The sequence below is a fragment of the Tenacibaculum mesophilum genome (assembly GCF_003867075.1).
Taxonomy (GTDB): domain Bacteria; phylum Bacteroidota; class Bacteroidia; order Flavobacteriales; family Flavobacteriaceae; genus Polaribacter; species Polaribacter mesophilus.
The window spans coordinates 219,869-233,658 of record NZ_CP032544.1; the positions used below are offsets into that span (position 1 = coordinate 219,869).

The window sequence follows — 13,790 nt, forward strand, 5'->3', positions numbered from 1 at the left end:
TTTTGGATTAAAGAAATTTTAGATGATAAAAATAAAAAATATATCAGCTCAAGAAACTTATAATATTAGATTAACGGTTTTGCGTAATAATATAGATTTACCTTATAAGTTTAAAGAAGATGAGTATGGAAGTACATTTCATTTAGGAGCTTTTTACAAAACTAAGTTGGTAGGTGTAGCTTCTTTTATTCAAAATAAAACAGAAGCTATTAAAGGATTGCAATATCAATTAAGAGGAATGGCTACTTTGCCAGAAGTTAGAGGTATGGGGGCGGGAAAGTTGCTACTAGAAGAGGCAAAAAGCATTTTAAAGACTAAAAGCATAGACGTTCTGTGGTGTAATGCAAGAGAAGAAGCAGTAGGGTTTTATGAAAATTTAGATTTCGTAATTATAGGTGAGAAGTTTAAGGTGCAAAAGGTAGGTGTTCATTTTAAAATGTACAGTAAAGTATAAATAAAAAAAAACCCAAATCAAAAGATTTGGGTTTTGTAGCGAGGAGCAGATTTGAACTGCCGACCTCAGGGTTATGAATCCTGCGCTCTAACCAACTGAGCTACCTCGCCTGATTGCGGGTGCAAATATAATTACTTTTTGGTTTTAAGCAACAAACATTTAAATTTTTTTTTAAAAAATAATTATCTATATTGGCACTCAAACAAAAAAATAAATGAGCAAAGTTAAATTTGAATTAGAGTTTCCTATTCATGCATCTCCAAGTATGTTATATCAATACTTCGCAACACCAGCAGGATTAGAAGAGTGGTTTGCAGATAGAGTTAATTCACGAGGAAAACTGATTACCTTTATTTGGGATGATTCTGAAGAAGAAGCAAAAATAATAACAAAAAAAGCAGATGAACGTATTAAGTTTAAATGGACTGAAAGTGAGGGTGATGATAGTTATTTTGAATTCAGAATTCAAGTAGACCCATTAACAAAAGATGTTGCTGTAATTGTTACAGATTTTGCAGATGATGAAGATGATGTAGAGGAAGCAAAAATGCTTTGGCAAAACCAAATAGAAGAGTTAAAACATACAATAGGAGCTTAGCATATTATAATTAATAAGTATTTAAAAAAACTCGGCAATTTTGTCGAGTTTTTTATGGCTAATATTTACCTAAATTGTAAGTTTGCAATTAAAATTTTAGGAAATGGTAAACTTTAGTGGAACTTTGGTTTCTGATAACGAAGTGCAAATTTCAACAAAGAATAGGGCTTTTAAGTATGGCGATGCTATTTTTGAAACAATTAAAGTATTAAATGGTAAAGTTGTTTTTGTAGAAGATCACTACTTTAGATTAATGGCATCAATGAGAATGCTTCGTATGAAGATACCTATGAGGTTTACCCTTGAGTTTTTACAAGAAGAAATCCTTAAAGTAACAAAACAATTACCTGAATTTTCTACTTATAGGGTACGATTAACTGTTTTTAGAAAAGATGGTGGCTTATATGCACCCGTTACAAATGAAATAGATTATATTATTGAAGGAGCTCCAATAGAAAATGTAGAGAAAGAGACTTATAGAATGGATGTTTTTAAAGATTTTTATAACTATTCAGGATTGCTTTCAACAATAAAAACAACAAATAGAATGTTAAATACATTAGCAGCCGTTTTTGCAGAAGAAAACGATTTAGATAACTGTATTTTACTAAATGAGCGTAAGGGAGTCGTTGAAACTATTAATGGAAACATCTTTGTAGTAAAAGGAAACACAATAAAAACTCCTGCCTTAACTGAAGGCTGTATCAAAGGAATTATTAGAAAAAAAGTAATTGAAATTATTGAGAAACACGGAGAATACACAATAGATGAAACAACTATTTCTCCTTTTGAGATTCAAAAAGCAGACGAGGTTTTTATAACCAATGCTATTGTAGGAATTCAGCCAGTTACCAATTATCGTAAAAAAGAGTTTTCAACAGTGATAACTAATAAAATTAAAAGTAGCTTAAAACTAGCCATAGTAACTAGCTAAGGTTAGTTCATTTGAATGTCGCTAGGAGCGTTAGCCCAAATTTTATATTTGCCTCCTCTTTGTAGTAACTTGTTTTTCCAAAAGTCTCTATCGTTCGCAGTTAAAATATTTTCATAGTCATTCTCTGCTATAAACCAAGAGTTCATTAATAGTTCCTCTTCCAATTGGTTTGCTCCCCAACCAGAATAACCTAAAAAGAAACGAATATCAGTAGATTTTAATTGTTTATTATTTAATAACTCTTTTAACAGGTCAAAATTTCCTCCCCAATAAATACCGTTTGCGACCTCAATACTGTTAGGTAGTAAATGTGGAGCTTTGTGGATAAAATATAAATTATCCTGTTCTACAGGTCCACCTTGGTACACTGTAAAGTCACAGTCTATTTCAGAAACTAAATCGCTAAGTACATAGTCTAAAGGTCTGTTTAAAATAAAACCCACAGAGCTTTTTTCATTATGTTCAGTAAGTAATACAATAGTTCTTTTAAAAGAGCTATCATTTAAAATTGCTGGTTCAGCAATTAATAACCTACCTTTTTTCGGCTTAAATGCAACCATATTTTTATAGTTTATAAACACTAAGGTAAATAAAATTTTAATAAAACTTTAACAAAAGTGTTAAAAAACCATAAAAAAATAAGGGCTACATTCTTTCTAAAACATTAATGACTTCATTTTTTTTACGAACTGAAACAGGAACAGTTGTTTTGTTTTTTAAAACTAAATATCCTCCATCAGATTTTATGAATTCCTTAATGAATTGAATATTAATTAGATGACTTTGGTGAACTCGTAAAAAATCGTATTCCTTCAACATGTCAGCAAAGTGCTTTAAGGTTTTTCCAACTAATATTTTTTGTCCATCATTCATAAAAAACTCTGTGTAATTATTATCGGACTGACAACGAACAATATCGTCTAAATTTACCACCATAATTTTGTCAGAAGTGTTTAATGAGATCTTTTTAGGACGTTGATTTGGTTTTGAAATGGATTGCTGTAGTACTGTTAGCTGTTCTTTATCGGGTTTAATTTGATTTTTTGCTTTATTAATTGCGCTTGCTAAATCTTCGTTTGAATATGGTTTTAATACATAATCAATAGCAGCAAATTTAAAAGCTTTAATGGCATACTCGTCGCTTGCAGTAACAAAAATAATTTTTGAGGATAGGTTTGGATGAATTTCTAAAACATCAAAACCAGTACCGTCTCCCAGCATAATATCTAAAAATAAAATATCTGGTTGTTGCTTTCGTAAAACTTTTGAAGCTTCAACCACACTTTTAGCAGTACCAATAATTTCAATTTCTGGATGAAATTTAATGAGATCGTTTTGTAACATTTCTAAAGCTGTTGACATATCGTCTACTAAAATTGCAGAAAGTTTTTTCATGTTTTAAAAATCAGTTTTTAAAGGAATTTCAAATAGTACCTTAGTTCCTGTTACTTTTCCTTCATTATATAATTCAATAATGGAAAAAGCTCCCTTTTTTGACAGGTTTCGAATTCGTTCTTGCGTAACTTTTAATGCTACCGATTTATGTGAGCTTATTTTTTTCAATTCTTTTGATTGATGAATACCAATACCGTTATCTATTATTTCACAATGTAAAAGATTATTTTTTATAGAAAAACTGATCCTAATTTTTCCATTTTCAACAGAAGAGATTCCGTGTTTTATACTGTTTTCAACAAAAGGTTGTATTAGCATTGGTGGAATTAGAACTTCTTCAGGTTCAATAGAAAGATTTGTGGTTATTGAATATTCAAAGGTATTTGAGTTTATTTGCTGTTCTAGCTCAATATAATTTTTTAGTGTGGTAATTTCTTCAGCTAAGCTAATTTCTTCTTGTCTAGAATTGTGTAAAACACCACGTAAAAGTGTAGCAAATTTACTAATGGTTGTATTTAATTCAACTGATTTTCCTGAGTTACCCAATGCCTTAATTCCATTTAAAACATTAAAAATAAAATGCGGATTCATTTGAAGTTGTAAGGCTTTTTGCTCTAGAGATATCAAATGATTTTCCAGTTTTAACTTTGCAACTTTAGCTTTATTTTTAGCTTGAATTCTTCTGATATATGACCAAACAATGAGTGTTAAAATTATGCTGGCTACTCCAATGGTAGACCAAATAAACCAACTTTTTTTATAGATAGGAGTATCAATATAAAAATTAAACTCAATAGGAGTGCTTTCTATTTTTCCAATTCTTGATTGAGCTGAAAAAGTATAATTTCCTGGAGAAAGATAAGCTAAGTCAATAGCGCTTTTAGTACTCCAAGGACTGGTTTGATTGTTGAGCGTATAGCGATACTCCAATTTATTAGAGTTACTAATATTTATTGTTTTGTAATAAAAAGAGATATGGTTTTTATCTGCAGGGAGTTTTAGAGTTTTAGCGTAGTTATTGATGTTAATGCTATCTATAGGAGTAAAAACTACCTCAATATTTTCAAAAGAAATGGAAGGCTTTTTTTGTATTGGTTTGTCACTTTTAATAAAGTAAACTCCTTTATCTTTTGTAGAAACCCAAGTGTTATTTTCGTTGTCTTGAAAGGTACTGGTAATTTTATTGGTAGTTAAGCTGTTATATTTATTAATATTTTTAACGAAATTAAAATTAGCATCTAGTACTTCAATACCATTATCCTCAGAGATAATCCAAAATTGATTATTAATTTTTTTAATTTCAATAACATTTTGCGCAGTGATGGTTTGTGTTTCAACTTCGTTGTTTTTAATGAATTTAAGGCCTTTGTTATAAGTGGTTGCAATTATCGCTTTTTCGTTAATTAAAAGAGAAGTGTAATTATTTACATCAATTCTTTTTAAAACTTTAGGATTGATAAGCTTATCAAGCTTCCACAAAGATTTATTAGTAGCTATCCAGTAAAACTTTCCATCAAATAACATATCGTTTATCTGATTTAAATCAATTTGAAAGTTGGTACGAAGAGGAGAGAGATAGTTTTCACGAACTCTAACAATCCCTTTATTAGTACCTAAAAAAGTACGGTTTTTAACGGTTAAAATGCAGTTAACATTGTTGCCTTCAAAATTAGTAAATCCATGATGTTTTTTTATACTTAAACCTTTATCGGTACCTATAAAAAGAGTATTTCCTTTTGAAGAAATGATATTAACGTTGTTAGAAATTAATCCATTTTTTGTAGTAAAAGTAGTAAACTCATTTCCGTTAAATTGAATTAGTCCGTTGTTAGAAGCTAACCATACATAACCAGTTTTATCTTGAGCGCCACTATTTATATGTAGACTAGGTAACCCATTATTTTTTGTATAGGTTTTTAAAGGTTGGTTTTGGGCAGAAACATTTATCAGACCACAGATAAAACAGCAAAGTAGTAAAAAAACAAAATTTTGTACTGAGTGTTTTTGAGTACTCAATACAAAATTGTTTCTCATAGCTGTTTTTGTAATATGATATTGGGTTTTCATCATAACAAAAGTACTTAAATAAAACGTCATTACGAAGGGAAGGAGGTTGAAGTAATTACTTTTATTATGAGGTTTTCCTAGGTTCGTAATGACGTTTGTTCAACAATTATTAGTTATTTCATAGCGTATAAACGCTTATTATTAGTATCTGGTTTTACATGTTCTAACTCTCCATAAGGTTTCGTTAAAGGTTTTAAAACACATAGAGCAGAAGATTTACCTTTTATAATTAACTGACTGTTTTTTACAATATAGGTCCATCTAAATTTCTCTACAGGAATATTTGTTTTTTCAACTTCTTTCATTAAAGCTTCTTCGCTTGCAATAAAATCCATAATTTCTTCTTGCATTACAAAGTGAGGAATTTCGTTATCAGAGTTATGGTAATCTAACTCTAGATTTACAGGAATGGTATACTGAATAGTATAAGGCTCTCCCACATAACGCTCTCTTTCATTATTTAAAGCGTCATACCAAGCAATTTCTTTTTCTTCTGGATATTTTTTAGCGATTTCTTTTGATAAATCTACTTTACCAGGAGAGTTTGCTGTTGGATAAAATACATAGTACGGTTGAGCTAAATAATGGTTAGAAAACTCTCCTCCAAAAACATTGTAGTATGGTGATGCAACTACTTGAGGAATTTTGTTTTCAGTTATAAAAGCACTTTTTAAAGTGTTTATTAAATCAGTGTTTTCTGCCAATTGATTGGTATGAAAAATAATTCTAGTGTCATCAGTAATAGCTTCACTTTTTACAGAAGGTAATGCACCTTTAGTAATTGTTTTTTGTAACGTTTCAGCAGTTACTTTATCTCCATTAACTACAGTTTCTAAGTTCATTGCTCTAAAAGGGTTGTTGTTATTTACGATATGAACTTCTCCGTAAGGATTTTCAGTAGTGTTGTTGTTCATCCAAGAAATAATTTCTTCTACTGAATATTTGCCATTAATTATTTCGTAGTTTTTTTCTTTGAAATATACTCTGGCACTATCGTAAAAATGGCTGTTTCCTTTGTCATTTCCTGTAATAAATACTATGGGTTTTCTGTATTCCACAGCTAGTTTTTCAATAGTTTCCTCTGTGGTAGCAATGTTTCCCTGTTCTTGATTTTTGTTGTCATTTTTTGTGTTATCACAACTAGAAAATACTCCGATTAGTAGTAGTAATCCCATTACTGTACCTACTTTTAAAATGTTTTGTTTCATAGTTTTTTGTTTTAAGGTTAATATAGTTACTGTTATTGTTGTAGAATGATGGTTACATCCTTTCCTAAATTTATACTAGTTGATAGTTTGTTTAAGATGTTAGGAAGGTTTCGGTCGTTAATCCACTGACCGTTTTCTTGTTTTTCAACGGAAGCGATTAATCCGCTTGTGTTTATTTGTAATTTTAAACTTGTGTATTTTTCTAAATACATTTTTAATACTGATGAATAATTGTTGTTTGACCACATAATTGTTGTTTTTATATGATCAAAATTACCACAGAAGTACAGGTAGATTTGGAGTAAATTAGAATTCGTAGTAGATAAATTAGAATTCGTTGATTTTTATAGGAAAGGCAATTAAATGTAGAAAAAATATACCCAATTATCCAGTAGTAACCTGATAATTGGGTAATTTAAATATCTTGGTTGTATTCCAACAGAGAAGCTGTTTTTTATCTATTAATAACAATCTGTTTTAATTTGATTCTTCTTTTTAAAGTAGTCTAAAGATGTGTTTAGTTTAGTTGAAGTTATTTGTTCTAATACCTTCTCAACGCCTTTTAGCATTTTGATAGAACCACAAATCATGATAGTTCCTCCGTTTTTTAAAACAGTAGTAATTGTAGTTTCTTTTTTTAGTAATAAATCTTGCACATATTCTTTTTCTTTTTCCTGAGAATAAGCAATATGAATGTTATTTTTCTCTATGTTTTTTAACAAAGGAGCGTACATTCTTAGCGACTCTTTAGTTCTACCACCCCAGAATAGATGCGCTTTTGTGCCGTTTTTATGTTGCAGCATTCCTAAAAAAGGGGCGATACCTGTTCCGTTAGCAATTAAGACTACTTCTTTCTTTTTCCTAGGAAAATAGAAGTCTTTATTTTGTTGAATGCTTGCTTGAATTATTTCGTTTTCCTCTAGTTGATAAAGTAAGTTAGAGCACACTCCAAGGTCATGTTTTTTAATACTTAGTATGATGTCATTATCTATTTTTCCAACAGAATATAAACGTTCAATATTGTCTTCTTTAGGAGTTATAGCTAACAAGTCACCCGAGTTAAAACGAAGTTTTTTTGTTGGCTGTAAACGGATTAAAAAAGAATCGTCGTTGTTTAGATCAGTTTTAGAAACTGTGGTGAAAGTTTGTTGTTTTTTATGCTTTTTTACCTCTTGTGTTAGTTCAAACTGTATGTTAGTTTTTTTACTCCATAAATGTCCCCAAGTTTTAAAATCTTGAAAAGACTGGTTGTTAATTTTATAAACAGGTAACAGAGGTGTAAACTCTGGGAGTTGTTGTAGTTTACTATTTATATCAATAGCAAATTGACAAAAATGAGGATATGCTCTGGAGCCAAAACCAACTATTGAATAGTTAATCTTATTTTGAATAGCTGTTTGTTGAAATAGTTGTAAAAATTTAGAAGCGTTAGAAGGAGCTTCACCTTCTCCGTAAGTTGAAGTTAATATAATTAGATGTTTCGCATTTTTGTACGAAGTGTAATTGTTTAAGATATCGATAAAAACTGGGATGCTTTTTTTGATTAAAGCATTGTGTAAAGAGGAAGCAAAAGGGTAGGTGTTGTTTGTTTCTGAGCCTACTAATATGATAATTTCAGCATTGTCTTTCTTAGTTTTATTTTTAGGTAACGATCTTTTTTGTGTTCTGCTGAAAGTCATTGCAAAGCCTGAATAGATAAAAAACAGGATAGATATTGAAGAAAGTAACAATATAATTGACCATACAATAGTTCCGTTTCCTGTATGTAATAACAAACTCCAATTTAAAAGTATGCTGGTTAACGAAAGATTTTCTTTACTAATGATGGTTCCTGTATATTGATGAATGATTAGTTCACTATCGGTTAGTTTCACAAAAAAGTAATCCTCCTCATCTTCAGAAAAAGGGAACTCAACACTTTTTACTTCATTCAAAGTAGTGTTTTTAAATACTGGAAATTCAAGAAGTGTTATTTTTTCTTTTGAAGAAGCTAAAGAAAAATCATAAGAGTGATTAATTTTTTCCACAGGTAAAACAGAAAACCTATCTAACGATAAATATACACCTGTTAATGTAATGATAATGATAGGGATAAGCGTGTAACGACCAATAATAATATGGTAATACTGTTCAAAATTTTCCTTTACAATTTTAGAAAAAAGCTTTTTAAAGCCTCCTTGTCGTTTAGTAATTAGAATGAGTCCTGTGATAGCAATTAAGCAAAGTAAAAAAGAAATAAAGCTAACAATAAATCTTCCTGTAGACTTCAAAAATAAAGATCTGTGTAAGCTCGTGGCAAACTGAAAAATTGGTTTCTTTTTTTCGATATCACCTAATTTTTCACCTGTGTTTGGGTTTACATAAAATGTGTCACTTTTTCCTTCTTTGGTAACTACCGAAGCTGATACAAAATCATTCTCATCAATAGTGATAGAAATTACTTCGTCATATTGTTTTTGCAGTACAGAAATTGTTTGAGCAAGTGTAATTTCTTTTGTGTTAGAAATATTATAGTCTGAAAGCTGTTTTGAAATAGGTTCAAAAGCTAAAATAATACCTGTTAATGAAGCAACAAGTAAAAAAAGAAAAGAAGATATAGCCAATGTTAAGTGGCTATATCTCCATATAGAAGTGGTCATTTTTGTTAGCTATTTCTATTGATAAAATTACTGAGGCATTAAACGGATGTAACGAATAAATCCATTTCCTTCAAATTTACCTTTAAGGTTGTTGGTAGTTAATTCAAATTCTACATCGTCTTTGTAGTATTCTTGATCTTCTACAGCTGATTCAAATCTAATTTTATACCCTTTGTCAATTTTATCATTGTCAATTTTTAATACGGTAATCGCTCTGTTACCTCCACTAATTGTCGCTCCTGTGATAGCGTCAATATCTGTACGAACTTTTCCTTGGAACTTCCACCATTCGGTAATGTCAGAGTACCATTCTTCATCATCACCTTGAACGTATAATGTTTGTTCGTATTCTCCATTAGGGTTTAATAATGAAATAGCAATATATGCACCTTCACCAGTATAATTTTTCATCTGAATCATACATTTATATGTGGCACTATCATTTATGTTAAAAGCCATTATTGTGAATACAGTAATAAAAAGAGCTATGATTTTTTTCATTTTTTATTGATTTATTTTAATACCAAATCGTGTGTAATTGTATTTACACACGACTTGGTACATAAGTTTATTTTAAAAAGTTAATATCTATATTTTTCCTGTTTAAAATTTCATTTTCCTTAGCTAAATCGTGTACCGTTTCATCAAAATCAGTAGTAATTGATTTTTTAGCTCCAATACTTAATAAATATTTAATTACATCAGTATTATTAGCTTGCATAACAGCTAAATGTAGTGGGGTTAAACCTTCATTGTTTTTTGCATTCACATCAATTTTTAAAGTGTTGATTTTTTTAAGTAAATCGATGTTGTTTTTTTCTACAGCAATATGAAACAATGTGTTTTTATTGGCTTGAAGTTGTGTTAAGTTTAATCCGTTATTGGCTAAAAGACTCATTTTTTCATTAAAATCGTTCACTTTTTTAGGATGATAACTTTTAACTAAATAATAAGCTAAAGAGTTTCCTTTATCATCTTTTACTTGAATATCAGCCTCGTTTTTTACTAAATAATCTACCACAGCTTCTGAGTCGTATTCAACAGCATACGTAAGTGCTGAATGTCCTTTTTTATTAGTGTGATTAATATTCTTTGTTTTTTCTGATAATAACTGAACAATTTCTAAAGAGTTTCTACTAGATGCGATAATTAAAGGAGTGTTACCGTTATCGTCAATTTGATTAGTATTTACACCTTTATCAAGGAAGTAGTTAAAGGTATTTAAATCTTTGTTACCACGAGATAAATTATGAAGTGGCGTTTTTCCATCATTATTAGTTATGTTTGGTTTGATACCTAAACTTTCTAAATATTTAAAAAACTCCAAAGAATTATAACCGCTACGAGAACCTTGAGTAGCTAATAACATAGCATTACCTCCTTTTTTATTTAGGTTTTTATAAGGCAATCCTTTTTTTATTAAAAGAGTTAAAATTTCTTTATTACCTTTTTTAGCAGCGTAGTTAAAAGCACCATTCCCATCTTTGTCAACATTATGTACGCTCAACCCTTTTGAAGTAAGGTAGTCCACAAACGATAAATCTTTTAAGCTTGGTAGTACTAATAATAAAGCATTAGCCCCGTGCTCGTCAACATCTGTTTTTATATCAATTCCGTTTTGAATACAAAGTTCATAAATTTCTTTATTTGTTTGCCCTGCATTCGCCGCAAAAGTTAACGGAGATAATTGATGAGAGTCTTTTAAATCCATACGAGCATTATTGGCTATCAAATGCTTCATAATTTCAACATTGTTTTTATAGGCAGCCCAAAAAACATAAGTTCTTTTATCGTGTGTTATCTTGTTAACATCATTTCCTTTTTTAGTAAGTAAATGTTTGATTACTTTATTTGGAGCACTGGCTAAGATAGCGTAGGTAACAGCATCAAACCCATTTGGGTTTAATGCTGTTGCGCTATTTCCTTCTTTTATTTTTTCTTCAACGAGTTGAATAGTAGGTTTTTCTTGCCAAAAAGATCTTTCAAAAAATATATTTTTTGTTTGCGCTTGAATTGTACTCATAAAAAGTACAAAGGCAAATATTATATGTTGTTTTTTCATAATAAATTAAAATTTATAACGTAATGTTGAACCAAAACTAGCAGGCTCTATTCTGTTAATATAACTTGTACGGTAGGCGTTGTAGCCTATTTCGTCAAAGATATTATTTCCAAATACATCAATACTTAATTTCTCATTAAATTTGTAAGAAGCCTGTACATTAACTGTAGTGTACGATTTTAAATCGAATGGTTTTGTATCAGGAGTAACCCCTGTATGCGTATAGTTTCTAGACCACACATTGTGCGGACGTTCTCCTAAGTAATAAGCCCCGGCACCGATAGATAAACCATTTAAAGATTTTTTAAATGCATAACGTGCCCAAAAATTTGCCGTATGTTTTGGAGTGTTAATAGGTCTTGAGTTATAGTAATATGATGCATGATCCTTGTATTTAGCATCTAAATAAGAATATCCTCCTATAACTTCTAAATTAGGAAGGATACGACCTATTAATTCTACTTCTACACCATTTCTCACATCATCACCTCCTTGTGTATAATAACCTAAACTATTACCAGCATTGTCATAAACAGGTAAGTTTAAATTTTTACTTGAGGTATAAAATGTAGTAACATTAAAACGTAAAGCATTATTAAACCAAGTAGATTTTATCCCTGTTTCTATTTGATCCCAACGTTCTGTACCTAATTCGTTACCGTCAACATCCGTATAAAAAGAAGTTCTAGGATCTGAGCTGCTAGCATATGAACCAAAAATGATAATATTTTCATTAGGCTTTAAATTAAAACCTAATAACGGATTAAAGGCATCATCACTTTTAGATTCATCTAAAGGTCTACCTATAAAGCTACCTCTAGTTCTTTTCATAGTGGTATAACGTAATCCTAAGAAAATATCTGCCCAGTCTGTGAGGCTTATTTTATCTTGTACCGTAATTCCATATGACTCTGTTCTAGATCCTGAATCTCTTGCAGGGTTTCGTGTAATGTTAACTCCGTTAGGAAGTGTATTATCTATAGGCTGTAACACATCTATAATATCTGCGTATTTATTGTTAGAAGCATATTGTGTAGCATAGGCTATATTATCAAATTCAGAAGTTCTAAAGTCTGCACCAATTTGAAAAGTATGTTTTAAAAAGCCTGTTTCTATATCTTTTCCTACCAAATCTAATTGTAATACACTATTATTATCTTTTCTTCCAGAAGCATAATACTCTCTATAACGTTGGTTGTCTGGTAAAACAGGTAAACCATTTCTAGGGTCTCCTTGAAAAGCGTAAGAAGTTTCAGTATCTATATCTAAATCAGAAACAAAATATCCTGCTTTTATGCTTATTTTATCAGTTAGTTTTCTATCTGCTCTAATGGCATAGGTTAGGTTTTTGGTAGTAACATTATCAGAATCATATCCCATAAAGTTATTGTTAGGTAATTTATAAATGTTGTTTACATCATAAGTTCCTAAGTTAAGAGTTCCTTGATCAGGAGTTCTACTATCATGCATGTAATCCATTTCTAATGTAATGGTAGTTTTCTCATCTGGTCTCCAAGCGTATGATGGGTTCACATAAAAACGTTCAGAACCAACATGGTCTCTAAAACTGTCTGCTTTGTCATAAGAACCAGCAATTCTAAAGGCATGTTTTTTATTGGTATCAATAGATCCATAAACGTCAAAAGTAGGACGTAATTTCCCGAAACTACCTGCTCTAAAAGTAACTTCTCCACCTGTGTAAAATTTAGGAGTTTTAGTCACTACATTAATAACACCACCAGCAGAACCTAAATCACCACCTAAACCTTGGCTAATAGCAGATATTCCTTTCAATACTTGAATGTTGTCAACACCAGCCATATCGGTAATAATTCCAGTTCCTCTAAAATCTGAGTTTATACGAACTCCATTTTTTAATAAAGGAATTCCTCTAAAACCTCTTAAAGACATACTTTCTTTGGTGTTTCCGTAGGTGGCAAAGGTATATACACCGGCTACGTTTTTGGTAACATCGCTTAGAGTTAAAGCGTTTTGTTGATCGATAAGTTTATGTGATAAGACTGAAATACTTTGTAATTGCTCATTAGGAGCTAAAGGTAGTCTAGTAAGTGTTTCTAGTTTTTCAGCTCTTTTATCTCTTGCTCCAAAAAGTTCAACTTCATCAAGTTGAGTGTCTGATTTTAAAATAAAAACTAAATTTTTAATGTCTCCTTTTACCACTATTTTTTGTGATGATTGATTGAATCCTACAGCGCTTACAATAAGCTTATGATTAGAGTTTGGAACATTTGTTATAGTAAAACGACCATTTTCATTGGTTTCGGCTCCTAATTTAGTTCCTTTAATAAATACATTCGCATAAGGAATAGTTTCATTGTTTTCTGATTTTACAACTCCTTGTAGGGTTGCTTGACTATACATTGTTTGAATACAACTACATAAAAGTAGTACGGTTGCAATAATTCTCATTTT

Annotated in this window: 12 protein-coding genes and 1 tRNA gene; 3 read left to right on the forward strand and 10 right to left on the reverse strand. The window is 30.4% G+C overall.

Going from position 1 to position 13,790, the window contains the following annotated elements:
* Nucleotides 1–22 precede the first annotated feature (22 nt).
* Nucleotides 23–454 carry a GNAT family N-acetyltransferase gene (locus D6200_RS01130; RefSeq protein WP_047789234.1) on the forward strand — a complete coding sequence of 144 codons (432 nt, stop codon included), beginning with the start codon at nt 23–25 and terminating at the stop codon, nt 452–454.
* Nucleotides 455–490: 36 nt separating this feature from the next.
* On the opposite strand, the gene D6200_RS01135 is transcribed toward D6200_RS01130, so the two are convergent.
* Nucleotides 491–564: transfer RNA gene (locus D6200_RS01135), tRNA-Met, on the reverse strand.
* 104 nt (nt 565–668) lie between these two features.
* On the opposite strand from D6200_RS01135, the gene D6200_RS01140 reads away from it, so the two are divergent.
* Together D6200_RS01140 and D6200_RS01145 are read left to right on the forward strand one after the other, a co-directional pair.
* The gene (locus tag D6200_RS01140; RefSeq protein ID WP_047789233.1) at nt 669–1,052 is read left to right on the forward strand and encodes an START-like domain-containing protein; all 384 of its coding nucleotides are present in this window, start codon (nt 669–671) and stop codon (nt 1,050–1,052) included.
* 103 nt (nt 1,053–1,155) lie between these two features.
* A complete protein-coding gene (locus tag D6200_RS01145) occupies nt 1,156–1,986 on the forward strand; it encodes an aminotransferase class IV (RefSeq protein ID WP_073181205.1) in 831 nt (276 codons plus the stop codon).
* A gap of 2 nt (nt 1,987–1,988) precedes the next feature.
* Here the strand turns inward: D6200_RS01145 and D6200_RS01150 are convergent, their stop codons facing one another.
* From D6200_RS01150 to D6200_RS01190, 9 genes are all read right to left on the reverse strand, one after another.
* Complete coding sequence (locus D6200_RS01150; RefSeq protein WP_073181203.1) at nt 1,989–2,546, reverse strand: YqgE/AlgH family protein; 558 nt, start codon at nt 2,544–2,546, stop codon at nt 1,989–1,991.
* Nucleotides 2,547–2,631: 85 nt separating this feature from the next.
* Nucleotides 2,632–3,381, reverse strand: a complete 750-nt coding sequence (locus D6200_RS01155) for a LytR/AlgR family response regulator transcription factor (protein ID WP_047789230.1) — start codon at nt 3,379–3,381, stop codon at nt 2,632–2,634.
* 3 nt (nt 3,382–3,384) lie between these two features.
* The gene (locus D6200_RS01160; RefSeq protein WP_164505154.1) at nt 3,385–5,415 is read right to left on the reverse strand and encodes a sensor histidine kinase; all 2,031 of its coding nucleotides are present in this window, start codon (nt 5,413–5,415) and stop codon (nt 3,385–3,387) included.
* A gap of 146 nt (nt 5,416–5,561) precedes the next feature.
* Nucleotides 5,562–6,656 carry a hypothetical protein gene (locus D6200_RS01165; RefSeq protein ID WP_073181199.1) on the reverse strand — a complete coding sequence of 365 codons (1,095 nt, stop codon included), beginning with the start codon at nt 6,654–6,656 and terminating at the stop codon, nt 5,562–5,564.
* Between the two features lie 32 nt (nt 6,657–6,688).
* A complete protein-coding gene (locus D6200_RS01170; RefSeq protein WP_047789227.1) occupies nt 6,689–6,904 on the reverse strand; it encodes a hypothetical protein in 216 nt (71 codons plus the stop codon).
* A 213-nt stretch (nt 6,905–7,117) separates the two neighbouring features.
* The gene (locus D6200_RS01175) at nt 7,118–9,295 is read right to left on the reverse strand and encodes a PepSY domain-containing protein (RefSeq protein WP_206337264.1); all 2,178 of its coding nucleotides are present in this window, start codon (nt 9,293–9,295) and stop codon (nt 7,118–7,120) included.
* Between the two features lie 27 nt (nt 9,296–9,322).
* Nucleotides 9,323–9,754, reverse strand: coding sequence for a DUF2271 domain-containing protein (locus D6200_RS01180; protein WP_394364652.1), 432 nt, complete (start codon nt 9,752–9,754; stop codon nt 9,323–9,325).
* A 109-nt stretch (nt 9,755–9,863) separates the two neighbouring features.
* Nucleotides 9,864–11,357 carry an ankyrin repeat domain-containing protein gene (locus tag D6200_RS01185; RefSeq protein ID WP_073181195.1) on the reverse strand — a complete coding sequence of 498 codons (1,494 nt, stop codon included), beginning with the start codon at nt 11,355–11,357 and terminating at the stop codon, nt 9,864–9,866.
* Between the two features lie 6 nt (nt 11,358–11,363).
* Nucleotides 11,364–13,787, reverse strand: a complete 2,424-nt coding sequence (locus D6200_RS01190) for a TonB-dependent receptor (RefSeq protein WP_073181193.1) — start codon at nt 13,785–13,787, stop codon at nt 11,364–11,366.
* Nucleotides 13,788–13,790 lie beyond the last annotated feature (3 nt).

What these genes read in the sequence shown, in the direction of transcription:
- D6200_RS01130 (WP_047789234.1), top strand. Translation starts at nt 23, where the DNA reads ATGATAAAAATAAAAAATATATCAGCTCAAGAAACTTATAATATTAGA.
- D6200_RS01140 (WP_047789233.1), top strand. Translation starts at nt 669, where the DNA reads ATGAGCAAAGTTAAATTTGAATTAGAGTTTCCTATTCATGCATCTCCA.
- D6200_RS01145 (WP_073181205.1), top strand. Translation starts at nt 1,156, where the DNA reads ATGGTAAACTTTAGTGGAACTTTGGTTTCTGATAACGAAGTGCAAATT.
- D6200_RS01150 (WP_073181203.1), bottom strand. Translation starts at nt 2,546, where the DNA reads ATGGTTGCATTTAAGCCGAAAAAAGGTAGGTTATTAATTGCTGAACCA.
- D6200_RS01155 (WP_047789230.1), bottom strand. Translation starts at nt 3,381, where the DNA reads ATGAAAAAACTTTCTGCAATTTTAGTAGACGATATGTCAACAGCTTTA.
- D6200_RS01160 (WP_164505154.1), bottom strand. Translation starts at nt 5,415, where the DNA reads ATGAGAAACAATTTTGTATTGAGTACTCAAAAACACTCAGTACAAAAT.
- D6200_RS01165 (WP_073181199.1), bottom strand. Translation starts at nt 6,656, where the DNA reads ATGAAACAAAACATTTTAAAAGTAGGTACAGTAATGGGATTACTACTA.
- D6200_RS01170 (WP_047789227.1), bottom strand. Translation starts at nt 6,904, where the DNA reads ATGTGGTCAAACAACAATTATTCATCAGTATTAAAAATGTATTTAGAA.
- D6200_RS01175 (WP_206337264.1), bottom strand. Translation starts at nt 9,295, where the DNA reads ATGACCACTTCTATATGGAGATATAGCCACTTAACATTGGCTATATCT.
- D6200_RS01180 (WP_394364652.1), bottom strand. Translation starts at nt 9,754, where the DNA reads ATGGCTTTTAACATAAATGATAGTGCCACATATAAATGTATGATTCAG.
- D6200_RS01185 (WP_073181195.1), bottom strand. Translation starts at nt 11,357, where the DNA reads ATGAAAAAACAACATATAATATTTGCCTTTGTACTTTTTATGAGTACA.
- D6200_RS01190 (WP_073181193.1), bottom strand. Translation starts at nt 13,787, where the DNA reads ATGAGAATTATTGCAACCGTACTACTTTTATGTAGTTGTATTCAAACA.